At 69.9% G+C, this 26,312-nt stretch carries 27 protein-coding genes; 11 read left to right on the plus strand and 16 right to left on the minus strand.

The annotated features are described in order from the left end of the window. Positions 1-131: 131 nt before the first annotated feature. The 4 genes from AAFO60_RS18725 to AAFO60_RS18740 form a co-directional block, all read right to left on the minus strand. Positions 132-1,004: an HAD family hydrolase gene (locus tag AAFO60_RS18725; RefSeq protein ID WP_347957755.1), complete on the minus strand. Its 873-nt coding sequence runs from the start codon at positions 1,002-1,004 to the stop codon at positions 132-134. Then, positions 1,001-1,771 (minus strand): lysophospholipid acyltransferase family protein, encoded by a 771-nt coding sequence (locus AAFO60_RS18730; RefSeq protein WP_347957756.1) that lies wholly within the window; start codon positions 1,769-1,771, stop codon positions 1,001-1,003. The genes AAFO60_RS18725 and AAFO60_RS18730 overlap by 4 nt, the downstream gene beginning before the upstream one ends. Positions 1,772-1,773: 2 nt before the next feature. Further along, positions 1,774-2,547 carry a lysophospholipid acyltransferase family protein gene (locus AAFO60_RS18735; RefSeq protein ID WP_347957757.1) on the minus strand — a complete coding sequence of 258 codons (774 nt, stop codon included), beginning with the start codon at positions 2,545-2,547 and terminating at the stop codon, positions 1,774-1,776. Between the two features lie 75 nt (positions 2,548-2,622). Further along, entirely contained in the window at positions 2,623-3,759 is a 1,137-nt protein-coding gene (locus AAFO60_RS18740) for an acyl-CoA dehydrogenase family protein (protein WP_347957758.1), read from the minus strand. 194 nt (positions 3,760-3,953) lie between these two features. On the opposite strand from AAFO60_RS18740, the gene AAFO60_RS18745 reads away from it, so the two are divergent. Beyond that, positions 3,954-5,531: a Rieske 2Fe-2S domain-containing protein gene (locus AAFO60_RS18745; protein WP_347957759.1), complete on the plus strand. Its 1,578-nt coding sequence runs from the start codon at positions 3,954-3,956 to the stop codon at positions 5,529-5,531. Next, on the plus strand, positions 5,518-6,168 hold the full coding sequence (locus AAFO60_RS18750) for a TetR/AcrR family transcriptional regulator (RefSeq protein ID WP_347957760.1): 651 nt from the start codon (positions 5,518-5,520) through the stop codon (positions 6,166-6,168). Before AAFO60_RS18745 ends, AAFO60_RS18750 begins: the two co-directional genes overlap by 14 nt. Before the next feature lie 977 nt (positions 6,169-7,145). Here the strand turns inward: AAFO60_RS18750 and AAFO60_RS18755 are convergent. Together AAFO60_RS18755 and AAFO60_RS18760 are read right to left on the minus strand one after the other, a co-directional pair. Then, the gene (locus AAFO60_RS18755; RefSeq protein WP_347957803.1) at positions 7,146-7,949 is read right to left on the minus strand and encodes a CPBP family intramembrane glutamic endopeptidase; all 804 of its coding nucleotides are present in this window, start codon (positions 7,947-7,949) and stop codon (positions 7,146-7,148) included. 76 nt (positions 7,950-8,025) lie between these two features. Further along, on the minus strand, positions 8,026-8,775 hold the full coding sequence (locus AAFO60_RS18760) for a DUF2470 domain-containing protein (RefSeq protein ID WP_347957761.1): 750 nt from the start codon (positions 8,773-8,775) through the stop codon (positions 8,026-8,028). A 127-nt stretch (positions 8,776-8,902) separates the two neighbouring features. On the opposite strand from AAFO60_RS18760, the gene pheA reads away from it, so the two are divergent. Both pheA and AAFO60_RS18770 read left to right on the plus strand, forming a co-directional pair. Then, positions 8,903-9,847, plus strand: coding sequence for a prephenate dehydratase (gene pheA / locus AAFO60_RS18765; RefSeq protein ID WP_347957762.1), 945 nt, complete (start codon positions 8,903-8,905; stop codon positions 9,845-9,847). A gap of 1 nt (position 9,848) precedes the next feature. Then, positions 9,849-10,538 (plus strand): histidine phosphatase family protein, encoded by a 690-nt coding sequence (locus AAFO60_RS18770; RefSeq protein ID WP_347957763.1) that lies wholly within the window; start codon positions 9,849-9,851, stop codon positions 10,536-10,538. A gap of 39 nt (positions 10,539-10,577) precedes the next feature. Here AAFO60_RS18770 and AAFO60_RS18775 read toward each other — a convergent pair whose 3' ends face one another. Further along, a complete protein-coding gene (locus AAFO60_RS18775; protein ID WP_347957764.1) occupies positions 10,578-10,928 on the minus strand; it encodes a metallopeptidase family protein in 351 nt (116 codons plus the stop codon). Between the two features lies 1 nt (position 10,929). Then, on the minus strand, positions 10,930-12,195 hold the full coding sequence (locus tag AAFO60_RS18780) for a septum formation family protein (protein WP_347957765.1): 1,266 nt from the start codon (positions 12,193-12,195) through the stop codon (positions 10,930-10,932). A gap of 56 nt (positions 12,196-12,251) precedes the next feature. Between AAFO60_RS18780 and serS the strand changes: the two genes are divergently transcribed. Genes serS through AAFO60_RS18800 form a run of 4 tightly spaced genes read left to right on the plus strand, consistent with a single transcriptional unit; the run spans position 12,252 to position 16,363 of the window. After that, on the plus strand, positions 12,252-13,505 hold the full coding sequence (gene serS, locus AAFO60_RS18785) for a serine--tRNA ligase (RefSeq protein ID WP_347957766.1): 1,254 nt from the start codon (positions 12,252-12,254) through the stop codon (positions 13,503-13,505). 21 nt (positions 13,506-13,526) lie between these two features. Beyond that, entirely contained in the window at positions 13,527-14,369 is an 843-nt protein-coding gene (locus AAFO60_RS18790; protein ID WP_347957767.1) for a hypothetical protein, read from the plus strand. 51 nt (positions 14,370-14,420) lie between these two features. Next, complete coding sequence (locus AAFO60_RS18795) at positions 14,421-15,758, plus strand: LCP family protein (RefSeq protein ID WP_347957768.1); 1,338 nt, start codon at positions 14,421-14,423, stop codon at positions 15,756-15,758. Between the two features lie 59 nt (positions 15,759-15,817). After that, positions 15,818-16,363, plus strand: coding sequence for a ferritin (locus AAFO60_RS18800; RefSeq protein ID WP_347957769.1), 546 nt, complete (start codon positions 15,818-15,820; stop codon positions 16,361-16,363). Positions 16,364-16,467: 104 nt separating this feature from the next. On the opposite strand, the gene AAFO60_RS18805 is transcribed toward AAFO60_RS18800, so the two are convergent. From AAFO60_RS18805 to AAFO60_RS18820, 4 genes are all read right to left on the minus strand, one after another. Continuing rightward, positions 16,468-17,433: a DUF5926 family protein gene (locus AAFO60_RS18805; RefSeq protein WP_347957770.1), complete on the minus strand. Its 966-nt coding sequence runs from the start codon at positions 17,431-17,433 to the stop codon at positions 16,468-16,470. 73 nt (positions 17,434-17,506) lie between these two features. After that, on the minus strand, positions 17,507-18,289 hold the full coding sequence (locus AAFO60_RS18810; RefSeq protein WP_347957771.1) for a glycerophosphodiester phosphodiesterase family protein: 783 nt from the start codon (positions 18,287-18,289) through the stop codon (positions 17,507-17,509). Then, positions 18,286-19,167 (minus strand): DUF4328 domain-containing protein, encoded by an 882-nt coding sequence (locus AAFO60_RS18815; protein ID WP_347957772.1) that lies wholly within the window; start codon positions 19,165-19,167, stop codon positions 18,286-18,288. The genes AAFO60_RS18810 and AAFO60_RS18815 overlap by 4 nt, the downstream gene beginning before the upstream one ends. Before the next feature lie 83 nt (positions 19,168-19,250). Next, positions 19,251-19,601 (minus strand): rhodanese-like domain-containing protein, encoded by a 351-nt coding sequence (locus AAFO60_RS18820; RefSeq protein ID WP_347957773.1) that lies wholly within the window; start codon positions 19,599-19,601, stop codon positions 19,251-19,253. A gap of 445 nt (positions 19,602-20,046) precedes the next feature. On the opposite strand from AAFO60_RS18820, the gene AAFO60_RS18825 reads away from it, so the two are divergent. Next, complete coding sequence (locus tag AAFO60_RS18825; RefSeq protein ID WP_347957774.1) at positions 20,047-20,784, plus strand: VOC family protein; 738 nt, start codon at positions 20,047-20,049, stop codon at positions 20,782-20,784. A 68-nt stretch (positions 20,785-20,852) separates the two neighbouring features. Here the strand turns inward: AAFO60_RS18825 and msrA are convergent, their stop codons facing one another. Beyond that, complete coding sequence (gene msrA, locus AAFO60_RS18830; RefSeq protein WP_347957775.1) at positions 20,853-21,569, minus strand: peptide-methionine (S)-S-oxide reductase MsrA; 717 nt, start codon at positions 21,567-21,569, stop codon at positions 20,853-20,855. A 120-nt stretch (positions 21,570-21,689) separates the two neighbouring features. Here msrA and AAFO60_RS18835 point away from each other — a divergent pair, with 120 nt between their 5' ends. Beyond that, positions 21,690-21,893, plus strand: a complete 204-nt coding sequence (locus AAFO60_RS18835) for a hypothetical protein (protein ID WP_347957776.1) — start codon at positions 21,690-21,692, stop codon at positions 21,891-21,893. Positions 21,894-22,005: 112 nt separating this feature from the next. Continuing rightward, positions 22,006-22,635, plus strand: coding sequence for a superoxide dismutase (locus tag AAFO60_RS18840; protein WP_347957777.1), 630 nt, complete (start codon positions 22,006-22,008; stop codon positions 22,633-22,635). A 109-nt stretch (positions 22,636-22,744) separates the two neighbouring features. Here AAFO60_RS18840 and AAFO60_RS18845 read toward each other — a convergent pair whose 3' ends face one another. The 3 genes from AAFO60_RS18845 to AAFO60_RS18855 all read right to left on the minus strand — a co-directional run bounded on the left by AAFO60_RS18845 (position 22,745) and on the right by AAFO60_RS18855 (position 26,218). Beyond that, on the minus strand, positions 22,745-23,302 hold the full coding sequence (locus tag AAFO60_RS18845) for a dihydrofolate reductase family protein (RefSeq protein WP_347957778.1): 558 nt from the start codon (positions 23,300-23,302) through the stop codon (positions 22,745-22,747). Positions 23,303-23,441: 139 nt separating this feature from the next. Next, the gene (locus AAFO60_RS18850; RefSeq protein ID WP_347957779.1) at positions 23,442-24,191 is read right to left on the minus strand and encodes an energy-coupling factor transporter transmembrane component T family protein; all 750 of its coding nucleotides are present in this window, start codon (positions 24,189-24,191) and stop codon (positions 23,442-23,444) included. Then, on the minus strand, positions 24,191-26,218 hold the full coding sequence (locus AAFO60_RS18855) for an ABC transporter ATP-binding protein (protein WP_347957780.1): 2,028 nt from the start codon (positions 26,216-26,218) through the stop codon (positions 24,191-24,193). The genes AAFO60_RS18850 and AAFO60_RS18855 overlap by 1 nt, the downstream gene beginning before the upstream one ends. Positions 26,219-26,312: the final 94 nt, after the last annotated feature.

The following is a 26,312-nucleotide window of genomic DNA, read 5'->3' on the forward strand; positions in this document are numbered from 1 at the left end:
GTCTGTGGTTCATGTGACTAGTGGGACGTCTGTGACAGTAGTGACTTGAAGGCGGGCGCGACAAGTTCCCACGGTCACAACCGAGTCACAACCGGGTCACGCTTGGTGCCGGCGACCGCCGGCGCAGAGCCTTAGAACCAGCGCTCGAGCACCTTGGCGACACCGTCGTCGACGTTCGACGCGGTCACCTCGTCGGCGGCTTCGATCGCCACCGGATCGCCGTGGCCCATCGCCACCCCGCGCGCCGCCCAGCGCAGCATCTGCGCGTCGTTGGGCATGTCGCCGAAGGCCACCGGGGCGAGGCCGTCGACGTCGGTGTTGTCCACCAGCCACGACAGACCCGCCGCCTTGTGCGTGCCGGGCAGCGAGAACTCGACCAGCCCGGTGTCGATCGAGAAGGTGACCTCGGCCAGGTCGCCGACCAGCGGGGTCACCGCCTCGGCCATCGCCCGCGACGACATGCCCGGCATCCGCGCCAGCAGCTTCACCGCCGGAACCGCCGCCACCTCGTCGAGTCCGACGTAGACGTGGTCGGGGTTGAGCCAGGCGTGCTGGTAGCCCGGGGTCGCCACGAAGGGCTCCGTCGCGGCGTCGTGCGCGGTCGCGCCGGCGCGTTCGGCGGCCAGCCCGCAGCCGGGCAGCGCCTCGGCGCAGATCTCGACGATCCGGCTCAGCGACTCGGGGGCCAGGGCCGAGACGTGCAGGACTCGGTCGGCCTGCACGTCGTAGACGATCGCGCCGTTGGCGCACACGGCGTACCGGATCGCGGCGCGGGTGTCGGCCAATTGGTCGGTGATCTCCGGGATCCACCGCGGCGGCCGACCGGTGGCGAGCACCAGTTCCACGCCCTGCAGACGGGCCTGCTGCAGCACCTCCGAGGTGCGCGCGGTGATCTGATTCCGATCGTCGATCAGCGTGCCGTCCACGTCGGAGGCGATCATCGACGGCGGGCCGAAGTCACCCGCGCTCGTCACGACACCGGTCGTCGCCGATTCTTCTGTCATCTGGGTTGTTCTCCATGTCTACGTGCACGGAGCCGGGCCTTCTCGGCGGCCTCCGCGTCTTCGATCACCAATGCCTGTTCGGGCGTCGGCGCGCTGCCGCCCAGTCGAGAGGGCAGCCAGTCCGCCCGCCGCGGGGCGTCCGGATACCTGTCCTGCACTCGGTGCAGGAGCGTCGTCATCGTCTCCCGCAGCACCGCGGTACCCGCCACCGCATCGGTGTCGGGACCGAAGTGGATCGGCGCCCCGAACTCGACGTCGATCGGGATGCGTGAGCGCCCGATTCGACGGCGAGCGCCCTTGGTCCACTGCCGTTGCGCGCCCCAGACGATCGTCGGAATCACCGGCACCCCGGCCTCGGCCGCCATCCGCACCGCTCCGTGCTTGAACTCCTTGAGCTCGAAACTGCGGCTGATCGTCGACTCCGGGTAGACGACGATCAACTCGCCCTCGCGGAGGTCTTGAACGGCGGCACGGTACGCGTCGGTGCCCGCCGACCGATCCACCGGCACCGCCCGGGCATGCCTGACCAGGTAACGCATGACGGCGACGTCCATCAGCTCGGACTTGACCAGGAACCGGCCGCGCCGACTGCGCCGGTGCAGACCGAGGCCGAGCGGCAGGAAGTCGACGTAGGCGGTGTGGTTCACGGCCACGACGGCACCGCCCGTTCGCGGGATGTTCTCCAGGCCGAAGTAGCGGCGCCGGACACCCTGACCCGCCGCAATCGAACCCGCGACCGCTTCCAGCGTCCGATACACCGATTCCATCGTCAGTCCGTCGGCTCCCCGGCCTCGCGCTGGGCCCGCCTGGCGGCCTTGGCCTCGGCGTCTGCCGCATCCATCGCATCGGCCTCCTCGAGCGTCGGCGCACCGCCGCCGCGCGCGGCGGGCACCCAGAACTCGCCGGCCGGATAGTCGCCGTAGGCGTCTTGCAGCTCGGTCAGCTTGGCCCGCATCGAGGCGAACAGTCGCGCGGTCAGCTCCTCGGGCGTCCCTTCGGGCGCCAGCGGCTCCCCGACGCCGACCATGATCTTGAAACCCGTGCGGCCGAGGTTCTTGGGGTGCCCCTTGGTCCAGATCCGCTGGGCCCCCCAGATCACCGTGGGAATGATCGGCGCATCGGCCTCGAGCGCCATCCGCGCCGCTCCCGACTTGAACGCCTTGAGCTCGAAGCTGCGGCTGATGGTGGCCTCCGGGTAGACGCCGACCAGCTCACCGCGCTTGAGATAGTCCACGGCGTCCCGGTAGCTCTGCGCACCGTTGCCCCGATCCACGGGGATGTGCTTGAGCGAACGCATGATCGGGCCGCCGACGGCGTTGTCGAAGACCTCCTTCTTGGCCATGAACCGCACGTACCGCTTGGGCTTGCCGAGGAAGGCGGGGATGCCGGCGAAGGTGAAGTCGAGGTAGCCGGTGTGGTTGATCGCCACCACTCCGGGTCCGGAGGCGGGCATGTTCTCCACACCTGAGATCTCGAACTTCAGCCCCTGGGCCAGCCACAGCAGACGGGCGGTTGAGACGACTCCGGCGTACACGGGTTCCATATCAGGCAGCTTAGTCACCGGGTGCGACATCGGCCGGGCGGCGCAGCGGGGACATCGGCCGGGCGGCGCAGCGACCTACGCCAGCGATCGACTGATCACCAGTCGCTGGATCTGATTGGTGCCCTCGAAGATCTGGGTGATCTTGGCTTCCCGCATGAACCGCTCCACGCGGAAGTCGCGGGTGTACCCGTTGCCGCCGAAGACCTGCACCGCATCGGTGGTGACCTTCATCGCCGCATCCGTGGCGACCAGCTTGGCGACCGAGGCGTTGCGCGAGTACGGCAGCCCCGCGTCGCGGCGGCGGGCCGCATCCAGGTAGGTGGCGCGCGCCGAATCCACAGCCGCCGCCATGTCGGCCAGCAGGAAGCCGAGCCCCTGGTGGTCGATGATCTTGCGCCCGAAGGTCTCGCGCTCCTTGGCGTAGGCGACGGCCTCGTCGAGGGCGGCCTGCGCGATGCCGGTGGCGACGGCGGCGATCCCGAGTCGTCCCGAGTCGAGCGCGCTGAACGCGATCTGCAGCCCCTGCCCCTCGTCGCCGATCCGGCGGTCTGCGGACAGGAAGGCGTCGTCGTACCGGGCCGAGGTCGTGGGCACCGCAGCCAGCCCCATCTTCTCCTCGGGACGGCCGAAGGTGAGCCCATCGGTGCCGTCGGGCACCAGGAAGCACGAGATGCCCTTCGACCCCTCGCCGGTACGGGCGAAGAGGTTGTAGAAGTCGGCCAGCCCGCCGTGGGTGATCCACGCCTTCTCGCCGGTGACTCGGTAGCCGCCGTCGACGGCGGTCGCGCGGCAGGCCAGCGCGGCGGCGTCCGACCCGGCCTGCGGTTCGGACAGGCTGTATGCGCCGATCGTGCGGCCGCCGAGCATCTCGGGCAGCCACCGCTCCTGCTGCTCGCGGGTGCCGAAGGCGAACAGCGGGTGGCAGGCCAGGCTGTGCACGCTCACCGCGACGCCGATCGCCGCCCACCGCGCGGCGATCTCCTCGAGCACCTGCAGGTACACCTCGTAGGGCTGACCCCCGCCGCCCCACTCCTCCGGGTACGGCAGGCTCAGCAGCCCCGCCTCGCCGAGCTGCGCGAAGACGCCGTCGGGGTACTTCTCGGCCTTCTCGTGCTCGTCGACGATGGGCGCGAGGACCTTGTCGGCGATGTCGCGGGTCAGGTCGATGAGATCGCGAGCCTCTTCGGTGGGCAGCAAACGGTTGACGGGCACGGCGGTCTCCTCGATCGACGGTCGGACAGTACTGAACTGTCCACAACAGTACTGTTTCCCCACCCAGTACTACAAGATCAGATTCAGTATCGTCCGTGAGGCGTGTCTCGGCTGCCGCCTCCGCCGCCCATCGACCACCCGGTCGGGCGATACCCTGGAACGACAGCTCTTGCGCTACCCGAAAGGCAGCACCCGTGCAGATCACCAGCATCGGCCACGCCGGATTCCACATCCAGACCGCAGCGGGATCGATCCTCTGCGATCCGTGGGTCAACCCCGCGTACTTCGCCTCGTGGATCCCGTTCCCGGACAACACCGAGCTGGACTGGAAGGCCCTGGGCGACTGCGACTACCTGTACGTCTCGCACCTGCACCGCGACCACTACGACGAGCAGAACCTGCTGGAGAACGTGAACAAGGACGCGACCGTCCTGTTGCCGGACTACCCGGTGCCGGATCTGCGCCGCGAACTCGAACGCCTCGGCTTCCACACCTTCGTCGAGACCACCGATTCCACCAAGCACACCGTGTCCGGCCCCAAGGGCGACCTGGACATCATGATCATCGCGCTGCGTGCGCCGGCCGACGGCCCCATCGGCGACTCCGGGCTGATCGTCGACGACGGCGAGACCGTCTGCTTCAACATGAACGACGCCCGTCCCGTCGACCTCGACGTGGTCGACGAGCAGTTCGGGCGCGTCGACGTGCACCTGCTCCAGTACTCGGGCGCCATCTGGTACCCGATGGTCTACGACATCCCCCGCAAGTCGAAGGCCAACTTCGCCATGCAGAAGCGCCAGCGCGGCATGGATCGAGCGCGCTCGTACATCGAGCAGGTCGGCGCGACGTGGGTGGTCCCGTCGGCCGGGCCGCCGATGTTCCTCGATGAGGAGCTGTTCGGGCTGAACGACTTCAACACCGGCAGCGACGCCGACAAGGCCAGCATCTTCCCCGACCAGGCCGAGTTCCTGCAGCAGATGCTCGACCACGGCACCGATGACGGCGTCAAGCATCGCGGCCTGATGATGGTCTCGGGCTCGACGGCCGACTTCGCCGGCGCCGAACTGCGCGAGATCGAGCACCCGTACCCGCCCGAGAACGTCTTCGGCGAGAACAAGAAGGCCTATCTGGAGTCGATGAAGGCCAAGTTCGCGCCGATCATCGCCGCCGAGAAGGCCACCTGGGCAGACGCCGACGGCCCGTCGCTGCTGGAGCCGCTGCGCGAGAAGTTCGAGCCGATCATGAAGCAGTCGGACCTGATCTGCGACGGCATCGGCTATCCGGTCGGCCTGGTCGTCGGCGATGACACCTACGTGCTCGACTTCCCCAAGCGCGCGGTCCGGATGCGCGAGGACGGCGACGGAAAGTACCGCTACGGTTTCCGGATCGCGCCGGAGATCGTCCGGACCGTCCTGCGCGACGACGAGCCGGACTGGGTCAACACCGTCTTCCTGTCGACGCGATTCACCACCTGGCGCATCGGCGGCTACAACGAGTACCTGTACACCTTCTTCAAGTGCCTGACCGACGAACGCATCGCGTACGCCGACGGCTGGTTCTCCGAGGCCCACGACGACTCCGCGTCGATCGAGCTGGGCGGCTGGGAGATCCAGCGTCGCTGCCCGCACCTGAAGGCCGACCTGAGCAAGTTCGGCGTCATCGAGGGCGACAAGCTGACCTGCAATCTGCACGGCTGGCAGTGGGATCTGACCAGCGGACGTTGCCTCACTTCGAAGGGGCATGAGCTTCGGTCACAGCGTGTCGAGTCCTGACTCGGCGTTCGGCCCCAATTCCGACGACGCCGGTCGTCGGGTCTACGCGGGTCGCTCGCTGAGCGACCGCAAGGCCGAGCGGCGCGAACGCTTCCGCGCCGCCGGCCTGGAGTTGTTCGGCACCCTCGGCTTCGCCGACGTCACCATCTCCAATCTGTGCACCGAGGCCGGCCTGTCGCGCAGACAGTTCTACGAGGAGTACAGCGGCCGCGAAGAACTCCTCACCGAGATCTACGACGACATCCAGCAGCGAGCGCGCGTCGCGGTGCTGGCGGCCGTCGGCGCCCTCGACGACGCCGACCTCTATCAGATCGCACACGCCGCCGTGGACGCCTACGTCGACACGGTGGCCGCCGACCAACGATTCATCCGCTGTTCGTTCGTCGAAGTCGGCGGGGTGTCGGAGGCCGTCGAGAAGCACCGGGTGGCCTCTCGTGGGACATGGGCGCGCTTCATCGCTGACACGATTTCCACCCTCCCCGGAACCGCCGACGGCCCACTCGATTACACCGCCACGGCCTTCATCGGCGCCCTGACCTCGGTCGTTCATCGGTGGAGCACCGCCGACCCCCGTCCCGATCAGAGCGAGATCGTCGATCTGCTCGCCAAGATGCTCCGAGACCTAGCCACGCAGTGAGATTCAGAGCCCACAATTCTGATCGCTCATGCTAAGTTGGCGTTGGGTCTGAGACGCGCGAGTCTCACACCGCGATCTCGATCCGGGTGGAATCGGGGCTCTTGGGAGGGAGCCGCTCGGATCGCCGGCGCGGCGCAGATTTGAGTACACATCCCCCCTCAAACCTGCGCCGCGCTTTCTCGTCTCCCGAGCTCGCTTCGATCGCTGCCGGCGTCGGTAACAGGCTGGTCCTGTGCTTCCCTTCGGCCACTACCGGCGTGGATGACAGGCTGGTCGAGTAGCCACCGAGCGCAGCGAGGCGGCGTATCGAGACCCGGCGCGGAAGTCTCGATACGCGGCCTACGCTTCGCTCCGGCCACTACTCGACCAACCTAAGGGCGCGTCCTGCACTTCGCTCCGGTCACTACCGCGTGGATAACAGGCTGATCCTGTGCTTCCCTGCGATCACTACCAGGCTGGTCCCGCGCTTCGCTCCGATCGCTACCGGCGTGCATAACAGGCTGGTCGAGTAGCCACCGAGCGCAGCGAGGCGGCGTATCGAGACCCGGCGCGGAGGTCTCGATACGCGGCCTACGCTTCGCTCCGGCCACTACTCGACCAGCCTAAGGGCTGGGCCCCGCGCTTCGCGTCAGTCGCTACGGATCCAGCACTTCCCTCCGATCGCTACCGGCGTGGACAACAGGCTGGTCGAGTAGCCACCGAGCGCAGCGAGGCGGCGTATCGAGACCCCGTGCGGAAGTCTCGATACGCGGCCTACGCTTCGCTCCGGTCACTACTCGACCAGCCTAAGGGCGGACCCCATGCTTCGCTTCGATCACTACCGGCGTGCATAACAGGCTGGTCGAGTAGCCACCGAGCGCAGCGAGGCGGCGTATCGAGACCCCGTGCGGAGGTCTCGATACTCGACCAACCTGGGGGCGGATCCTGCGCTTCGCTCCGGTCAGCTGAGGGGAAGTCCCCCAAGCCGACCGAACCCGTCACCACACACCGGTCCGCACCAGGACGGCGTAGCCGATGAAGGCGATCGTGTCGATCAGGGCGTGGGCCAGCACCAGCGGCCAGAGTCGGCCCGTCGCCTGGTACCAGCGGCCGTACACCAGACCCATCAGGATGTTTCCCACGCCGGCGCCGACTCCCTGATACAGGTGATAGCCGCCGCGAAGGAGGGCCGACGACGCGAGCGCACCGCCGGCGCCCACGCCCAACTGCCGCAGCCTGGTCATGAAGTACCCGACCACGACCACCTCTTCGGCGAAACCGTTGCCGAAAGACTTCAGCGCGAGCACCGGCAGGCGCCACCACAGGTCGTCGGCGGGTGCGGCGACGAGCCCGGAGTTCCAGCCCATCGCCTGCGACACCGCCACCAGCGCCAGCCCGGGCAGTCCGATCACCGCGGCCAGCACCACCGCGGGCGGCAGGTCGGCGCGACGGAGGCGACCCAGTCCGATCCTGCCGAGCCCCAGACCGCTGCGCCACAGCAGGTACAGGCCCAGCCCGCCGATCGCGAGCAGCCTGATCACACTCATCGCCTGACGGATCGCATCGATGACCGCGACCGACGACTCCACCGGATTGAGCGCCACCGTGGTCCCCGAGATGCCGGTGGTCAGCGCGTGCTCGAGCAGCGACAGCAGTGCGTATACCGCCGAGAAGCCGAAGGTCAGGACGCCGACCAGGACGAACTCGACGATGAGCGCGCGGCGTTCGACCGGATCGTCGACGCGCGAGACCGGCGCCGCCGGCGGGTGCCGAAAGGCCCGCCACAGGGCCGCCGGTCGCATCGGCGTCGGCGCGGAATCGTCGGTCACCGCCCCAACCGTAGCCGGTGGCCGGCCGCGCCTGCGCCGGCACGCGAGGTCAGAGGTGCCCGAACCCCGGATGCAGCGCCAGCGAGTGGATCGCCGCCGACAGCTCCGGGATGCGCGACACCGGCCGCGCGAAGGGCATCCGGACGTCTTCGTCGCGATTGCCGATCTCCACGCGGAAGGTGAGGCCGAAGCGATCCAGGCGCAGCGGCCGGGCCCGGCCGCCACGGACGTGGTCGGGCAGTTGCTGGGCCAGCTGGTGGACCAGATCCTGATGGTCGGACTCGAGGTGGACCAACCAGTCCTTCTCGAACTCCCAGAACAGATCCGGCTGCGCCGCCGAGATCGCCTCGACGTCCACGCTCCCCGCGCCCGCGGAGGTCGCGATCACCGCCGACCGCAGGGCCATTCTGATCAGCCGCGATCCGTACCCCAGGTCGAGCAGTTGCTCGTCCGGGTGATCGCCGGCGATCTCGACGGCCAGCTCGCGCTGGAGGCGTCCGGGAATCTCGTGAAGGCTGCCCGAGAGCCAGACCAGTGACCGCACCCGTTCGCGCATCTGGACCGGCGCGACGTCGATCACCTCGACCATCCCGGTCAGCTCGTCGCGATCGACGGCGGCCACCGTCGCACTCTCCGGAACCAGCAGGAAGGCGTCGCCCTCGAAGAGGTGCACGGTCGCGACGTCATGGCAGTCGGCCGCTCCCCCGCCGGCGGCACCGACCGACAACGTGCCCGAGCAGGCTCGGCGGCAAGCGGTCTGGATGAGTTCGGCGTCGCACGGCGCAGTCGTCGTGGTCATGCACACCTCCACAGCTCGAATTAGTACACCCTAACTTATGCTCCCCTAACTTAATTCCTGGACCGGGTCGCGTCAACGCCTGAATTCCCCACCGCCGGGTCCGCCGCCGATCATCTAGGGTGAGAAGGTGCCCGTCTACGCATACTTCGGTCCCGCCGGCACGTTCACCGAGATGGCGCTCGACGCCCTCCTGCTCCGCCGCGGCGAAGCGGCGTCGGCGACCAAGGTCGCGGTGAGCAACCCGCCGACCGTCATCGACATGATCCGCAGCGGCGACGTGGATTTCGGCTGCGTCCCGATCGAGAGCTCCCTGGAGGGGGCCGTCCCCGCCACCATGGACGCGCTGGCTCCGCGGCCCGGTCAGGACCGCGTGCAGGCCTACGCCGAGGTCGCCCTCGACATCGCGTTCACCGTCGCCGCTGCCGCACCCGCCGACCCCGCCGACGTCACCACGATCGCCGCCTACCCGGTCGCCGCCGGCCAGGTCCGGCGCCGCATCGAAGAGCTGTTCCCCAACGCCGAGTTCGTCATCGCGACCTCCAACTCCGGCGCGGCGAAAGACGTCGCCGAAGGTCGCGCCGATGCGGCGGTCACCACGGCCGTCGCCGCCCGGATGCACTCGCTGGTCTCGCTGGCCGACGGCGTCGCCGACTCCGATGACGCGGTGACCCGCTTCCTGCTGCTGGGGCGTCCCGGGGTCCCGACCGCGCCGACCGGCACCGATCGCACCTCGGTGATCCTTGACCTGCCGAACACTCCCGGCAGTCTGGTGTCGGCGATGAACGAGTTCGCCATGCGCGGCATCGATCTGACCCGGATCGAGTCGCGCCCGCGCAAGCACAGCGCCGGCTGCGGGGCGGGTCAGTACCGCTTCTACCTGGACGCGCGCGGCCACGTCCGCGACGCCGCCGTCGGCGAGGCGCTGCGCGCACTTCACCGCTCGGCCGAGCGCGTGGTCTTCCTCGGCTCCTGGCCGATCGATCCCCAACTCGCTGCGGCGCCCGCCGCGGCACCACCCGACCACACGCAGTCGCGCTCTTGGTACGACGAACTGCTGCTTGGAGAAGTCTGACATGGCACGCCTTCATCTCGTCCGCCACGGCGAGACCACTTCCAACGTCCTGCGCCGCCTCGACACCGCGCTCCCCGGCGCCTCGCTGACCGACTTCGGCGCGCGCCAGGGCGTTCGCTTCGGTCTGGAGCACCCGCTGCACGACTCCGCGGTCCTCATCAACTCGGTCGCCAACCGCGCACGCCAGACCGCCGACCTCATCGGTTCGGTATGGGATTCGTCCACCGACACCGTCGAAGGCGTCCACGAGATCCAGGTGGGCGAACTGGAGGGCCGGACCGACCGCGAAGCCCACGAACAGTTCCACGAGGTGGTGGTGCGCTGGCACCGCGGCGACCTCGATGCGCGGCTCCCCGGCGGCGAGTCCCTCGAGATGCTGCATGCGCGGTACCTGCCGGTCATCGACGACCTCGCGAACCGCTACCTCGTCGGCCCCGACGCGCAGGACGTCTACCTGGTCTCGCACGGCGCCGCGATCCGGCTGGTGGCCGCCCACCTGACCCGCATCGACCCCGAGTTCGCCATGAAGAACTACCTGCCGAACACCGGCGCGGTGGAGTTGGAACTGCACGACGGGATCTGGGTCTGTCGGCGCTGGGGCGACAGCCCGCTGCCCGAACCCGACGACGCGGGCGCCGCCGACGAGGTGAGCGGTTCGGACCGCACCGAAGCGACCGACCCGATGGGCTGATCGCTCACCGCGCGCCGGCCGGAGCCGAACCGGCCGCGATCAGCCCCAGCCGTTGGCGTGGAGCCAGTCGTCACTGATCCCGAAATGATGTCCCACCTCGTGCAGGACGGTGATCGCGACTTCGCGTCGCACCTGCTCGTCGGTGTGACACATCGACAGCAGCGGCTCCCGGTAGATCTCGATCGTGTCGGGCAGGAACCCGCTGTACTCGGTGGTCCGCTCGGTCAGTGCCACCCCGGTGTACAGGCCGAGGATGGTGGGGTCCTCGTCGTTGTGCGGTCGCACCAGGATCACCACGTTCGACATCGCCCGCATCAGCTCCTCGGGCAGGAGGTCGAGCGCCTCGCCGACGAGGTTCTCGAAGTCCCGCTCCGACATCTCGATCGCCATGTCAACCGCCCGTCGGCGCAGGCAGCTGCGCATCGTTCGGGGTGTACCCGGGCGGCAGCGGCACCGGTTCACCGACCGATCGGCCGGGCGGACCGGTGTCGGGCACGACCGGCACCTTGCCGTTGATCAGCAGCGTGTCGCCGCGGGCGTCACCGACGAGGGTCGCGAACCCGCCGCGGTCGGGAAGCGCCGCGTAACACGCGATGCGCCGGCTGCCGGTGAGCCAGCTGACCTCGGAGATCACCGACCACTGCACGTTCAGGGTGGTCTGCTTGAACTTCTCGGGGCCGCCGAAGAACGCGTTCGTCCGCGTCGGACAGATGCCGCGCAGGTACTCGTTCTGGTCGGCCGCGCTCGGCCACGGCTTGCCCGAGTCCCGTCCGCCGAACCGCTGCGACAGATCGACCGTACCGGTCACCTGGAAGGCATGCGGCTCAGCACAGTTGACGGCGCTGCCGGTGGGATTGCGCGAGGCCTTGTCGATGCCGACGCAGGTGCCGTCCGCCCACGCGAACGACTGGTCGACGTCGGCGACGCGGCCGACGAACTCCTCTTGGACGCCGCCGGGGCCGGGTTGCTCGATGCCGCAGCGCAGACTCCGGACGCCGCGCTCCCACTCGGTCCTGGACGGGAACATCAGGCCCGGCGCGAACCGGCCCTGCGGGTCCAGACCGCCGCCCAGGTACCGGTCGACGAGCACCGGGCAGTTCTCGTCGCGGATCTGCGCGAACCGCTCCGGTCCCGGCCACGGGGCGGTGGTGTCGAACTCGGTCGTCGGGATCTGCGAGGTGTCGAGCACCCCGGCGACCTCGAATCGGTGGGGTGCCTCGCAGCCGACCTTGGTCGGATCGCCGGGTGCCTGCGGATCCCAGGTGAGGCAGTCGCCGGCCTCCGACCGGGTGAAATCGCTCTGCACCGCGGAGTTGTCGCCGATCACCGACGTGCTCATGTCGCCGCGATCGCGGTAGCTGCCCTGCGCGAACAGGACTCCGCCCGCGGCGACGGCGCCGACCAGGATCGCGCCGAGCACCAACCGGATGGAACCGCGGCGGGCGTCGCCGGGGCGAGCCGCCTCCTGCGGCTGCGCGGGGTGCTCGTCGGCGTCGTCCCAGTACGCCCGGTCCGGTTCGACGCCCCACTCCTCGACATCGTCCTCGACGTCGGAATCCCAGAGCGAGCCCGCCTCATCAGCCTCGCGGTCGACGGCGGGACGGACGGGCCCGCCTCCCGGTTCGTCGTGCATCGGTTGATCGCTCTTGGAAGTCATCGCATTCCATCATGCCTGGTCGCTACGTCCGGTGTGCTCCGAGTAGGGTTCAACGTGTGATCGACCTGAAGATCGTGCGTGAGAACCCCGACCTCGTCCGCGCCTCGCAGCGCGCCCGCGGCGAAGATCCCGGGCTGGTCGACCAGCTCCTGGACGCCGACGCCACGCGCCGCGCGGCCATCGTCGAAGCCGATGCCCTGCGCGCCGAGCAGAAGCAACTCGGCAAGCTCGTCGGCAAGGCGTCCGGTGACGAGAAGACCCAGCTGCTGGCCAAGGGCAAGGAGCTGGCCGAGCAGGTGAAGGCGGCCGTCGCCAAGCAGAACGAGGCCGATGCCGCTTCGCAGTCCGCACACCGGGCCATCTCGAACATCGTCACCGGCGCGCCCGCAGGCGGCGAGGACGACTACATCGTCCTCGAGCACGTCGGCGAGCCGCGCGCGATCGACGACCCGAAGGACCACCTGGAACTGGGTGAGAGCCTCGGTCTGATCGACATGGCCCGCGGCGTCAAGGTCTCCGGCTCGCGCTTCTACTTCCTGACCGGGTTGGGCGCCATGCTGCAGCTCGGACTGCTCAACATGGCCGCGGCCAAGGCCACCGCCAACGGCTTCACGCTGATGATTCCGCCGGTGCTGGTGAAGCCGGAGATCATGGGCGGCACCGGCTTCCTGGGCTCGCACAGCGACGAGATCTATCACCTCGACGAGGACGACCTGTACCTGGTCGGAACCTCCGAGGTCCCCCTCGCCGGATACCACAAGGACGAGATCCTCGACCTGTCCGACGGCCCGAAGCGGTACGCCGGTTGGTCGACCTGTTTCCGCCGCGAGGCGGGCTCGTACGGCAAGGACACCCGCGGCATCATCCGCGTCCACCAGTTCGACAAGGTCGAGGGCTTCATCTACTGCAAGCCCGAGGACGCCGAGACCGAGCACCAGCGCATCCTCGGCTGGGAGAAGGACATGCTCGCCGCGATCGACGTGCCCTACCGCGTCATCGACGTCGCCGGCGGCGATCTCGGCAGCTCGGCCGCCCGCAAGTTCGACTGCGAGGCGTGGGTCCCGACGCAGGGCACCTACCGAGAGCTGACGTCGACGTCGAACTGCACCACCTTCCAGGCCCGCCGCCTGCAGGTGCGCTACCGCGACGAGAACGGCAAGTCGCAGATCGCCGCGACCCTGAACGGCACGCTGGCCACCACCCGCTGGCTGGTGGCGATCCTGGAGAACCACCAGCAGCCCGACGGCTCGGTGAAGCTGCCCGAGGAACTGGCCCGCTTCGTCGGCGTCGACCACATCAAGGCGCCGTAGCCGCCGCGCGCGGCCGCTTCCATGGCGATCGGGCTCCTCGCGGCGGTGCTGGCCGCCCTGGCCTTCGGCACCGCCTCGGTGATGCAGGCGCACGCGGCGGCCGCGCACCCGGTCGGCGACGAGCCGGTCGCGGTCGGCTCGACCCTGGCCGCGATGATCCACCCGGTGTTCCTGGCCGGGATGGCGCTCGACGCCCTGGGCTTCGTCGCGACCGCGGTCGCGGCCCGGACCATGCCGCTGTTCCTGTCGCAGCCGATCATCAGCTCCAACCTCGTGGTGACGGCCGTGCTGGCCGCGGTGGTGCTGAAGGTGGGATTGTCGCGCCGCGACATCGGCGGCATCGCGGTCACGGTGCTCGCACTGGTGGTCCTGGGATTGACGGCCGGCGCCGAGGGACACGTGGATCCGGGCCTGGCCTGGCGGTGGGGGCTGCTGGCGGCCGGCGTGATCCTGACCGTCGGCGGCGCGCTCGCCGTGCGACTGGGCGGGCGTCGGGTCGCGGTCGCCGCGGCCTCGAGTTCGGGCGTCCTGTTCGGGCTGATGGCCGTCGGCGTGCGCGTGGCCGACGGCGTGTCCCCCTTCGACGCAACCGTCCTGCTCACCGACCCGGCCGCCTACGCGGTGCTGGTGTGCGGGCCGGGCGGCTTCTACCTGTTCACCGTCGCGCTGCAGACCGGGAGCGTGGCGGCGGCCGCGGCGGCCGTCGCCGTCGGTGAGACGGTGGTCCCGGGCGCGGTCGGCGCCCTGCTGCTCGGCGACACCACGGCCCCGGGCTGGGGGCCGGTCACGGTGATCGCCTTCGTGGCGGCGGTCGCCGGCGCCGTCACCGTGGCCCGCTCGGAAGGGGTGCGGGCCGCCGCCTGAGTCCCCGCGCTCCTCAGCCTCGCGCCAGCATCCGCCGGTACCCTGTTCGGAATGAACTCCCAGCGACCCGAGCCGCCGACCAGACGAGTCGGCGCTCGCCCCGACCAGACGGCCTATCAGCCGCCGCTGGCGTGGTCGCAGGATCCCGACCCGCGCCGTCGCCGGCCGACGCCCCAGCCCGGGCCCGTCCCCCCGCCGCGGCAGGCCCCACCGCGCCACGCCGCTCCGGGCCCCGCCGCGCACCGGGCCCCCGGGTACGCGCCGCGGCAGGAGCCCCAGGCGATTCCGCAGCCCCGGCCGACCCCGCGCGAGCCTCGCCGACCGGGCCGGACGCCGCCACCGCCGCCTCGTCGCGGCGACAATCGGTCGACGCCGCCGCCCCTACCGCGTCGCCGGAGCCGTGCGGCGGCCCCCGCGCCGAAGCCACGCCGTCGGCGCCGCCTCCGGCTCGGCCGCCTCCTGCTCGTGGTGCTGCTCCTGCTGATCATCACCCCGATCGGGATGCTGTTCTATTTCGACGGCAAGCTGCACCGCGTCGACGCGCTGTCGTCGTACGCGGGCCGCATCGGCGACACGCAGGGAACCAACTGGCTGATCGTCGGCACCGATTCGCGCGCCGGCCTCACCGATCAGCAGAAGAAGAACCTGGCCACCGGCGACGCCGACGGCGCGCGCACGGACACGATCATGATGGCGCACCTGTCGCCGTCCGGGAAGCCGATGCTGATCAGTATCCCCCGCGACCTGTACGTGCCGATCCCCGGGATGGGCAGCCACAAGATCAACGCGGCGTTCAACAACGGCGGCGCCAAGCTTCTGGTCGAGACGGTCGAGGAGTTCACCGGCGTCCACATCGACCACTACGTCGAGATCGGCTTCGGCGGCTTCGACAACCTCGTTGACGCGGTGGGCGGCGTCCAGATGTGTCTGGACCGGCCCCTGCGCGATCCGAAGGCCGGATTGAATCTGAAGGCCGGCTGCCAGACCCTCGACGGCGCGCAGGCGCTCGGCCTGGTCCGCACCCGAGCCTTCCCCAACGCCGACCTGGAACGGGTCGTGAACCAGCGCAAGTTCCTGGCCGCGCTGATGAGCCGGGCGACCAGTCCCTCGGTGCTGCTGAATCCGTTCCGACTGTTCCCCTTCGTCAGCGGCGCTGTCGACGCCGTCACCGTCGACACCGGCGACCACCTGTGGGACCTGGCCTGGCTGGCGTACAAGATCAGCGGCAACCCGATCACCACCACCGCACCGACCGACGGCGACGCCTACACCGACGACGGCGACTCCCTGGTCGCCGGTGAGACGACGAAGAGGTTCTTCGGCTACCTCGCTCGCGGACAACAGGTTCCGGCCGATCTGCTGAGCGCGGGCGGCGGCGCGGTGTCGTGACGGTCGGGTCGCAGGACACGAGCTGGGGCGCCTCGCCGGACACGCCATACACTCGTCGCATGACCGAAACGCCGCGCACACAGTTCCAGCAGTTGTTGCACGACCAGATCAGCAATGAGTTCTCCGCCTCGCAGCAGTACATCGCCCTGGCCGTCTTCTACGACAACCACGACATGCCGCAGCTGGCCAAGCACTTCTACGCCCAGTCGGTGGAGGAACGCAACCACGCGATGATGATCGTCCAGTACTTCCTGGACCGCGACATCGAGGTGAAGATCCCCGCCGCCGCCGCGCCGATCACCGAGTTCGACGACTTCCGCGCGCCCATCGAGCTGGCGCTGGCCCAGGAGAAGGAAGTCACCCAGCAGATCATCGACCTCGCGAAGACCGCCCGCGACAGCGGCGACTACCTCGGCGAGCAGTTCATGCAGTGGTTCCTCAAGGAGCAGGTGGAGGAGGTCGCGACCATCACCACCCTGCAGACCATCGCCGACCGCGCCCAGGGCAACATCTTCGACCTGGAGACCTTCGTCGAACGCGAGGTCAACGGCAACGGCGACACCGTCGACCCGGCCGAACCGCCCGCCGCCGGCGGCAATCTGTAGCCGCCCCCGTCTTCGACACCGCGGGCCCTCGACACCGCAGCCCCCGCCCGACGTCATCGTCCGGGCGGGGGCTGCGGTGCTGTGCGGGGTCGCGTCAGACGCGGTCAGCGCAGCGTCACCTGGCGGCCGATGATGCCCGCGCGCGAACTGCGCTGCGCCGCGGTCAGCTCGGCCGGATCGGCGAGCGCCTCGGTCAGCCGGGCGTCGAACTCCTCGACGCCGCTGTTCCACTCCTCGTGGTGCGCTTCGACGTCGAGGTCGAACACCGGCACCACCAGACCGTGCGTGCGGAACGAGCCGGCGAACCGCGAGCCCTCGCCCAGCGTCAGGTGTCCGGCCGCGTGCATCTTGGCGAGCGCGTTCATCAGGTCCGCCTCGGCCTCGGGCCGCACCCAGCGCAGATGGGCGCGGTCGCCGGCGTCCACCCACCACGGGGCGCCGACGCCGCTCGACGGATGCAGACGCGCCGTCGGGAGGATGGTCTCGTTGGCGCGCTCGAGCATCATCGACAGCTCCTGCGGCACGTCGGCGTCCTCGGCGAACCACCAGCCGAAGTCGGTGTGCACCACGACCTGCAGGTCGGCGTCGGGGTCGATGATCTCGGTCAGCGGTCGGTCGCTGCCGTCGCCGTCGTACTGATCACCGTCGGCGGCCGACGCGGCCCAGGTCAGCGCTCCGGCCAACGATGCGGCGAGGTCAGCGGGCTCCGGGTTGGTCTGCAGTGCGACCAGTCCCTGCGTCACCCGGCCTGCGGTGTCGGCGGGCGCGGCGCCCTTCTCGCCGAAGACGGCGGCGTCGATCGACCGGACGTCGGCCGGCACCGCTCCGGGCAGGATGGTCGCGAAGTCGGCCCCGTGCGCGGCACCGAAACCCGCCGCGAAAGGCACCTGCGCGGTGGCCGAGGCGATGAACGACCGCATCGCCACCAGATCGCATTCGGACTTCAGACCCGCGAAGGGCCTGGCCGGCTCGGACAGGGCGGCCGCCTGCCGGGCCTTGCGTGCGGCGACCCGCTCGGCGCGGTTGCTTCCCGGGCGCGGACCACTGCCGCGCTTGCTCTTCTTTGCCATGCCTACAGTCTTCCATCCGGCGCCCGCACACTCCGCCTCCATCCGGCGCCGCGCGTCCGGGAGCCGAGCCGGGTCAGTCGACGGTGACGAGCCAGTCGCGCACGCGCGCCGGATAGTTGGTCGCGAGCCATCGCACCCCGAGGTCGGCGCACAGCTGGACGTCGGCCTGGTCGTCGCAGGTCCAGGCGTAGGTGACCCGGCCCGCCGCGGCGGCGCGATCGACGAGTTCCGGGTGCAGTCGCAGGGTGTCGATCGAGGGGCCGACGCCGGTGGCGCCGACGGCAGTGGCCGCGGTCCCGCCGATGATCCGGGCGGTGTCGCCGAGCAGGATCGTCGGCAGCATCGGCGCGGTGCGCCGCACCCGCCACACCCCGGCCGCGGAGAACGAGATGACGACCGCGCGACTGTGGTCGGCCGAGGGCGGGGTGCCGACGCCGAACTCGTGCAGCATCTCCAGCAGCTTGAGCTCCACCAGGCTGCCGTACCGCACCGGGTGTTTGGTCTCGATGAACAGCCGGACCGGCCGCCGCCAGTCCAGGGTCAGGGTGAGCAGCTCCCGCAGGGTGAGGACCGACGCGGGCGCGCCCCCGTCGTGCCAGGAGCCGAAGTCGTGCTCGCGGAGCTGCGGCAGCACCATCTCGCTGACCACGCCGGTCCCGTCGGAGGTCCGATCGATGGTCCGATCGTGAATGCAGACCAGTTCTTCATCGGCGGTCAGGCGGACGTCGCACTCGAGCCCGTCGGCGCCCTGGGCGAGCGCCAGCTCGTAGGCCGCGACGGTGTGCTCGGCCAACTCCCCCGAGGCGCCCCGGTGCGCGACCACCGCGGGCTTCCCCGACCGCGAGATGCCGCTCACGCCATCACCAGCCGGCGCGAGGCGGAGGTCCGGTCGTCGTCGAGGATCGACACCAGCCGCGGCGCCGCCCAGTGGCAGAACCACGCCGAGACCGCGAACGAGATCGTCACGATCGCCAGGGCGTCCGCGCTCACCTGCACCGAGTCCCCCGCCGCGGCGCCGATCCGATAGCCCACCGCGACGAGTGCGACGAGGTTGACGATCGCCCAGCCGACCGCGAGACGCTTGATGCGCTCGACGGCACGTCCGGCGCCGTCGGCCCGGCACAGCGCCGCTTCCGCCAACAGCAGCGGGGCTCCGACCACGTTCACCACCGGCAGGGCCGCGAGCAGGACCTGTCCGACGACCGACCGCGGGTCGCGCCGGTGCGCCTCGGCGTACGCGGCGGTCCGCTGCGCCAGCGCCCAGCGGACGAACGCGACCAGACCGAACACCATCGACACGACGGCGCAGACACCGAAGACCAGGACCGCGGCGCTCGAGAGCAGGTCGAGCCACACGGGTATCGGGGTGCTGCGGTTGACGACGACGAGGAGGTAGCGGAGCAGGTGCACCGCCGCGGCCCCGCCCAGCGCGTAGACGGCGGCGTGCAGCGTGCGGGTCAGGACCTGCCCGCGGTCGTCGCCCTCGGCTCGCTCGGCCTCATCGCTGCCGGAGCCGTGGTCGGAGCCGTGGTCGGCCAGGCCCCACCGCGGCAGGTAGGCGTAGCGCGGCGTCGGCGTCGGCGCCGACGGACGAGAAGCGCGCGGCGCGGGGCGCGCCTCCGCCGGCCGGTCGGCCGTCCATCGCAGCGGCGCCTGATGCGCAGCGGGCGCCGCCGGGGCCGCGGATGCCGGGGCGGCGGCGCGGATGACGCGTCCGAACTGATCAAGGATCATCAGTCGCCCACCGCATCGGGGACAGACGTCCCGGTCGGGGCGGTGCGGCGCTTGGATGCGACAGGCGGGACAGACGTCGAGCATCAGGAGTCGGCGCTCCCGTACATGCCTTCGGGGCCGGTCTCGACCGGCTTGCCCGCCGCTTCCCAGGCCACCATGCCGCCCCGGACGCAGGCCCCGTCGATGCCTCGCATCGTCAAGTACTGCAGGAGGCGGAACGACCGCCCGCTGGTTCGGCAGACGACGAGCAGGTCGGCATCCAGGTCGAGTTCGTCGATCCGCGCGGGGACGTCGTCGAGCGGGATGTGCAGGGCACCGCGAACGTGGGCCTGCATCCACTCGTCGTTCTCCCGGACATCCAGGAGCACCCGATCTGCGACCTCACTGAAGTCGTCGGGGAGGTCGGTGACCGCCACCGTTTCGATCTCGTCCATGCTCACCGCCCCATGGTCCCACAAGCGCGGCCGCCGTACCGGCGCGCCGGGCATCCGCAGACCGCCGCGGAAGGGTTTCCGCGCTAGCACAGCACCGGGTCCGGTTACACCATCGCCCCGTTATGCATATGTACATATTTCTATCCACAAGGAGGTGTGAATCCGTTCATCCACACTCACCCACAGGCGCAGCCCACCTTGTGGACGAAGCTGTGGATTTGTGGATAGCGGGAGGCCGCGATGCAACTTTCTGTGGCTTGCGTCTCAAAAAAACCCCCCGATCGACCGAATTGTCATAGCTCGGCCACGAGTTCTTCACAGAAAAGCCGCCGAATCGATCCCCAGCCCACTGTGGACAACATGGGGACAACTCGGTGGATCAAACCCTCAAGTACTACTTGCGAGTTGCTCTTCGCCGGGCCTGCGACCGCCTACACTCGACCGCGTGCACGTGCGTTGGCTCACCGCCTACTTCGACTTCCCCGCCTCCGAATTCGGATCCGAGGTGACCTTCTGGCGCGCCATCTCCGGCAGCACCGTCTCCCCGCCGCGCGGCGCCTTCAACGAGTTCGCCACGCTGGAGCCCTTTCACGGCGACCCGTACCTCCGCGTGCAGCGGGTGGCCGACGGTCCCGGCGGAATGCACCTGGATCTGCACGTCGACGATCCGGCGCAGGCCGCGCACGAGGCCGAACTCCTCGGCGCGGTCCGCCGACCGGACACGCCCGCCGGATTGGTGACGATGCACTCGCCGGCGGGCGGCGTGTTCTGCCTGGTGCCGTGGACCGGCGAGGAGGTGCGCGCCCGCCCCATCCGATGGCCGGGCGGTGGCATCAGCGTCATCGACCAGCTCCGTTTTCAGGTACCCGCGCCCGAGTTCGACCGCGAGGTGACCTTCTGGGCGACCCTGATCGAGAAGGACCCGGTCGACACCGCGGAACTGTCCGAGGTGGCGCTGAACCACAGTCCCCGACTCTCGCTGCAGGTGGTGATCCTGCGGACCGACGACGAACTGGCCAGCGCCCACATCGCGATCGCAGCGACCGATCTGGTCGACGAGGTCACCCGCCACGAGGACTGGGGCGCAGTCGTGGTGGAGCGCACTCCGCAGTCGGTCCAGATGGCCGATCCCTGCGGACGGGTCTACTACATCACCGCGCGCAATCCGCGCACCGGCGTCTGAGCGGCCCGGCGTCTGAGCAGCCCGCGCCGCCCGGCCGCGGTCAGACGGCCGAGGTCAGACGGCCGGGGTCAGACGGCCGGGAACTTCAGCCCGGTGGGCGCGTGGCAGCGGTAACCGTTCGGGTTCGTGAACAGGTACTGCTGGTGGTAGTCCTCGGCGTAGTAGAAGACTCCGTCGCCCGCCTGCGACATGAGCGAGATCTGGCTCGTCACCGGACCGTAGCCCGCCTCGGCCAGAACCGGTTCGAAGGCTCGCGCCGCGTCAGCCGCGCGATCGGCCTCGGCCTCGTCGAAGGTGAAAACCGCCGATCGGTACTGGGTGCCGATGTCGTTGCCCTGCCGCATCTCCTGGGTGGGATCATGCGAGGTGTAGAAGATCTCCAGCAGCTCGGCGAAGCTCACCGTAGCCGGGTCGTAGACCACCAGGACCGCCTCGGCGTGACCGGTCCGCGCGGTGCACACCTCCTCGTAGGTCGGGTTGGGCGTGTAGCCGCCCGCATATCCGACCGCGGTGGTGTACACGCCCGGCACCTGCCAGAAGATCTCTTCGAAACCCCAGAAGCAGCCGCCGGCGAAGATCACCGCGCGCAGCCCGTCGTCCCACGCGCCGATCCCGGCGGGCGGGTACTCCCCCGCCGCATCCGAGTCCCCGCGCAGCCGATACCCCAGCACCCGGTGCTCGTCGCGGACGGGCATCGGAGTCGGCCTGCCGGCGAGGGCGTCGTCGGGAGAGACCATGACCCGCTTGACGTCGGCGGCGGCCAGGATCCGATCGAAGAGGCTCATGTGTCCACACTACGTCGCCGCACCGGGTTGTCGCCGACGGAGAAAGGACGTAGGCTCAGCCACCAGGATCTCGACTGTGAGGCAGCTCACGGGAGAGCGGGGGCGACCGGGGAGGCGACGATGATCGGGCGGTCCGAAACGTCGATCAACGACATGTCCGCCGGGCGCGCGGGGTTCAACACGCACACCCAGACCACGCGCACCCAGACCTCAGGCACCCAGACCTCACGCACCGAGACTTCACGCATCGGAACGCAGTGCCTGATCACCTCGCTGACGATCGGCGTCATCCTTGCCGCGATCGTCCTGATCGCCCTGCTGTGACCGCCGGGCGCGCGCTCGGCGGGCCGACTTGTTGCAAAGCGTGCCGGTCTACGGAAATGTAGAAACTGGACCCGGTACGGATCTTTCACCCTTTTCCCTAGAGAGGACCATCGTGGCTGAATACACCTTGCCTGAGCTGGACTACGACTACGGCGCCCTGGAGCCCCACATCTCCGGCAAGATCATGGAGCTCCACCACAGCAAGCACCACGCGGCATACGTGAACGGCGCGAACACCGCGCTCGAGAAGCTCGCCGAGGCTCGCGAAGACGGCACCATCGCCGGAAAGGTCTTCGGACTGTCGGCCAACCTGTCGTTCCACCTCGGTGGACACACCAACCACTCCATCTTCTGGAAGAACCTGTCGCCCAACGGCGGCGACAAGCCGGTGGGCGATCTGGCCGACGCCATCGCCAACGACTTCGGCAGCTTCGACAAGTTCCAGGCGCACTTCACCGCGGCCGCCACCACCCTGCAGGGCAGCGGCTGGGCCATCCTCGGCTGGGACACCATCGGCCAGCGTCTGGTCATCGAGCAGCTGACCGATCAGAGCGGCAACACCTCCGCCGCCCTGATCCCGGTCGTCATGCTCGACATGTGGGAGCACGCCTTCTACCTCGACTACCAGAACGTCAAGCCGGAGTACGTCAAGGCCTGGTGGAACATCGTCAACTGGGCCGACGCGGGCGAGCGCTTCGACCGTGCCCGCACCCAGGGCGCGGGCCTGATCGTCCCCGCCTGACAGGCATCGACGAGAGCCTGCACGACGGCGGCTCCACAGCACAGGGCCCGGCACCGGAAGGTGCCGGGCCCTGTGTTCTTCTGCGGGTCACCCTGTGTTCTTCTGCGGGTCACCGCTGCGACGGAGCCGCCTTCCGCGCACCCGCGACGCGGTACCGGGCGATCGCGAAGGCCCGGTTGCGGGCGGTGTCGAGCAGTTCGAAGTCGAACGGTTCGGTGAACAGCGGGCGGCCCGAGCCGAGGGTCACCGGAGCGTACGAGACGATCATCTCGTCGAGCATCCCCGCCGCCGCGAACTGCGCGGCGAGCCCGCCGCCGCCGACCACCCACACCCCGCGGTCGCCGGCCGCATCCTCCAAGCGTGCTCGGTGCTCGGCCGGCGGTCCGGCGAGCCGGGTGACGGTCGGGTGCACCGGCGCCAGATCCCGGTGGGTGAAGACGAAGGTCTGCTGCTCGGGGTAGCTCCACGGTTCGCCCGCGGTGTGCTCGACGAGCCATTCGTAGGTGGTCGCGCCCATCGCGATCGTCCCGGTTCCGGCCATCAGCTCGGCGATGGAGAACGGGCCGTCGTCGTCGATCGGCTGACTCAGCAGCCAGTCGAGGGAGTCGTTCGGGTCGGCCAGGAAGCCGTCGATCGTCGACGCGGTGTAATAGGTGTAGGCGGTCATGATGTCGGTCCTCCGGTGTGACGGCGATGTCGGGTGATCGGACCCGGGAGCCCGGCGCGGCGGATCCGGTTCGGCGCCGCCCATGCACCCCGAGTATCCACCGCGACCGTGGCGGTGACCGGCCGTTCGCGCCCTTGTCTCAGAGGTAGATCACGCTGACGGTGATCGCGCCGGCGCACGCCACCGCGAAGACCGACAGGACGAGCGCATCCACCCGGCCCGGACGTGACGGGTAGGCGGTGAGCCGGCCCGTGCCGCCCCGCGCAGTGATCGCCTCGGCCATCTCCGAGCTGCGCCGCATGGCCGACGACATCGCCGCGACGATGATGTCGAGCACTGACAGTTCCGCCGACGGATGCCCGGAGTCGGCGCTCGACCGCGGGCGCAGTCGATGGGCGGCCCAGAGCAACCGGATCTCGTCGACCAGCAGCGGCAGACCGCGCAGCGCCAGCGCGACCGTCACCGCCCACTCGTCGACCGGCAGGCGCAGGATCCGCAGCGGCGCCATCAGCCGGGCCAGCGCCGGGGCCAGTTCGGCCATCGGCGTCGTCCAGATCACCAGCACCGACATCGCCACCACCAGCAGCCCCAGCAGCACGCCACGCAGGGCGGTGATGCCGCCGTCGCTGCCGCGCGCGATCCACGACCAGACCACCGTCGCCGCCATCAGCGCCCAGAACCACCACGGCGGACGCGGCAGCGCGCCCATCGGAATGCGGGCGATCAGGACGAAGGCGATCAGGCACAGGGCGACGAACCCCAGGCCCGGCCACGACGGCAGCACCCAGGTCATCAGGCCGAGCACGAAGATGATGATGAGCTTGCTGCCCGCCCACAGTCGGTGGACGGGCGAGTCGCCGGGTATCTCGCGCAGCATCGGAATCTGCATCACAGACCGCCTTCCAGCACACCGTCGACCAGTTCGATCCGGCGGTTGCAGACGCGGTCGAGCGCTTCCAGGTCGTGGGAGATGATGATGATCGTCGCGCCCTTCTCTCGCAGTCCCGCCAGCACCGCGAGGACCTCTTCGCGCGCCTGCGGATCGAGTCCGGCCAGCGGCTCGTCGAGCACCAGCAGTTCCGGCCCCGAGGCGATGAGCGAGGCCAGGACCACGCGGCGCATCTGCCCACCCGACAACGCGTCGACCCGGCGCGCGGCGATCTCCCGCGGCAGGGTGACCAGGTCGAGGACGCGACCCACCTCGGCCGTGCCCACCTCGATCCCGCCGACCGCCATGATCTCGTCGGCGACGGTCGTCTTCTGGAGTTGGAGCCGCGCGTGCTGGAAGCCGAGGCCGACGTCGCCGATGTGCTCGGAGACGGGTTCCCCGTGCAGCAGCACACTGCCGCCGGTCGGCTTGATCAGGCCGGCGAGAATCCACGCCAGGGTCGACTTCCCCGAGCCGTTGCCGCCGACGATCAAGACGCCGTCACCGGCGTTGACCCGCAGGTTCACCGACTTCAGGCCGCTGACCTCCCACGGCGATCCCGGCAGGTAGGTGTGTGCGAGGTCGCGCACCACCAGCAGCGGCTCGCCGGCGTCGTCGGCCTGTTGCGGCAGCAGCGGCGCCACCGACTCCGGCCGCATCCACTCGGGGTGGTGTTCGACGATCCGCCCCGATTCGAGATGGATCACGCGGTCGGCGGCGCGGGCCTCCGAGTCGCGGTGCGTGATGAGCACGACGGTGATGGCCCGCCTGCGCGGCAGTTCGGCGAGGATCGCGATGAGTTCGGCCCGGCCGGCCGGGTCGACCATCGAGGTCACCTCGTCGGCGATGAGCAGTTGCGGGTCGCGCGCGAGGGCGGCGGCCACCGCCAGCCGCTGCTGCTGTCCGCCCGACAGGTCGGTGGTCTCGCGGTCGCCGAGACCGGCGAGCCCGACCTCGGCGAGCAGCCCGTCGACGTCGACCTCGCTGCCGACCGGCAGGCCCCAGACCAGATCGTCGGCCACGCGCGCGCCGAGCATCTGGGCCTCGGGTCGTTGCAGCACCAGCGCCGTGCCGCCCTGCCTGCCCAATCCCGGCGCCCCCGGTCGGTCGACGATGCCGATGGTCGGATCGACGCCCGACAGCAGCTTCGACAGGGTCGACTTGCCCGAGCCGTTCGCGCCGACGATCGCGACGAACTCGCCGCTGATCAACGTCAGGTCGATGCCGTGGAGCACTTCGCGTTCGGTGCCCGGGTAGGTGTAACCGACTCCGGCCATCCGCAGCGGCAGCGGCCCGACCGGGCGCTCGCCGTCGGCGATCCCGGCGAGTTCGAGGGTGTCCTCCAGCGGGACTTCGTCGAGGCGGTCGAGCACCTTGCCCAGCAGCCAGCCCGCGAGCAGCAGGGTGATGAGGGTGCCGACGATCCCGGGGATCCACATCCACAGCCACCAGTTGTCGACGACATTGCGCGACAGCGACTCCATCGCGCCGGCGACGGCGTCGAGTCTGACCGCGCGCGCCGTCTTGGCGATTCCGGTGAGCACGTTGTCGAGGACTTCCAGGGCCAGCTTCCGCAGCGGCACCAGCACCCACATCAGCGCCACCGAGGCGCCGGCCAGGACCGGCGCCGCCAGCACCGACGCCACGACCATCGCGACGGCTCGCCCGCCGCGGCGGTGCACCTCGCCGACCAGCCCGCCCATGACCGCCGAGACCAGTACCGCGAACGCCGGGCCCAGGCCGGCGACCACGAAGGTGACGGCGACGGTCGTGACGACCGCCGCGGCCACCGCCCGCAGCCTGGTGCGTGCGGCGAGCAGCGCGATCGGCACCGGCGTCATGAAGCCGAGTGCCGCCGCGAGCGGAACCACCGAGACGATGACGGCCGGGACCACCGTCAGACCGCTGAAGATCGCGATCGCCGCGATCTCGCGCGACCGCAGGCGTCCCGTCGGCGTCGGCGCGACGTCGATTGCTTTGCTGACCACCCGACCATTGTGCCCGGTCGCCCGTCCGCACTCCGATCCGCCGGGTCCCGGACGCCGCCGGATTCGGCTGTCCGAAGTACTCGGTTTGGCCCTC

This window comes from Gordonia aichiensis, assembly GCF_039946255.1.
Lineage (GTDB): Bacteria > Actinomycetota > Actinomycetes > Mycobacteriales > Mycobacteriaceae > Gordonia > Gordonia aichiensis_A.

What these genes read in the sequence shown, in the direction of transcription:
- AAFO60_RS18835 (WP_347957776.1), top strand. Translation starts at nt 21,690, where the DNA reads ATGATCGGGCGGTCCGAAACGTCGATCAACGACATGTCCGCCGGGCGC.
- AAFO60_RS18780 (WP_347957765.1), bottom strand. Translation starts at nt 12,195, where the DNA reads ATGACTTCCAAGAGCGATCAACCGATGCACGACGAACCGGGAGGCGGG.
- AAFO60_RS18725 (WP_347957755.1), bottom strand. Translation starts at nt 1,004, where the DNA reads ATGACAGAAGAATCGGCGACGACCGGTGTCGTGACGAGCGCGGGTGAC.
- AAFO60_RS18800 (WP_347957769.1), top strand. Translation starts at nt 15,818, where the DNA reads ATGACCGAAACGCCGCGCACACAGTTCCAGCAGTTGTTGCACGACCAG.
- AAFO60_RS18815 (WP_347957772.1), bottom strand. Translation starts at nt 19,167, where the DNA reads ATGATCCTTGATCAGTTCGGACGCGTCATCCGCGCCGCCGCCCCGGCA.
- AAFO60_RS18770 (WP_347957763.1), top strand. Translation starts at nt 9,849, where the DNA reads ATGGCACGCCTTCATCTCGTCCGCCACGGCGAGACCACTTCCAACGTC.
- AAFO60_RS18730 (WP_347957756.1), bottom strand. Translation starts at nt 1,771, where the DNA reads ATGGAATCGGTGTATCGGACGCTGGAAGCGGTCGCGGGTTCGATTGCG.
- AAFO60_RS18755 (WP_347957803.1), bottom strand. Translation starts at nt 7,949, where the DNA reads ATGCGACCGGCGGCCCTGTGGCGGGCCTTTCGGCACCCGCCGGCGGCG.
- AAFO60_RS18805 (WP_347957770.1), bottom strand. Translation starts at nt 17,433, where the DNA reads ATGGCAAAGAAGAGCAAGCGCGGCAGTGGTCCGCGCCCGGGAAGCAAC.
- AAFO60_RS18760 (WP_347957761.1), bottom strand. Translation starts at nt 8,775, where the DNA reads ATGACCACGACGACTGCGCCGTGCGACGCCGAACTCATCCAGACCGCT.
- AAFO60_RS18775 (WP_347957764.1), bottom strand. Translation starts at nt 10,928, where the DNA reads ATGGCGATCGAGATGTCGGAGCGGGACTTCGAGAACCTCGTCGGCGAG.
- AAFO60_RS18845 (WP_347957778.1), bottom strand. Translation starts at nt 23,302, where the DNA reads ATGACCGCCTACACCTATTACACCGCGTCGACGATCGACGGCTTCCTG.
- msrA (WP_347957775.1), bottom strand. Translation starts at nt 21,569, where the DNA reads ATGAGCCTCTTCGATCGGATCCTGGCCGCCGCCGACGTCAAGCGGGTC.
- AAFO60_RS18820 (WP_347957773.1), bottom strand. Translation starts at nt 19,601, where the DNA reads ATGGACGAGATCGAAACGGTGGCGGTCACCGACCTCCCCGACGACTTC.
- AAFO60_RS18790 (WP_347957767.1), top strand. Translation starts at nt 13,527, where the DNA reads ATGGCGATCGGGCTCCTCGCGGCGGTGCTGGCCGCCCTGGCCTTCGGC.
- AAFO60_RS18850 (WP_347957779.1), bottom strand. Translation starts at nt 24,191, where the DNA reads ATGCAGATTCCGATGCTGCGCGAGATACCCGGCGACTCGCCCGTCCAC.
- AAFO60_RS18735 (WP_347957757.1), bottom strand. Translation starts at nt 2,547, where the DNA reads ATGGAACCCGTGTACGCCGGAGTCGTCTCAACCGCCCGTCTGCTGTGG.
- AAFO60_RS18795 (WP_347957768.1), top strand. Translation starts at nt 14,421, where the DNA reads ATGAACTCCCAGCGACCCGAGCCGCCGACCAGACGAGTCGGCGCTCGC.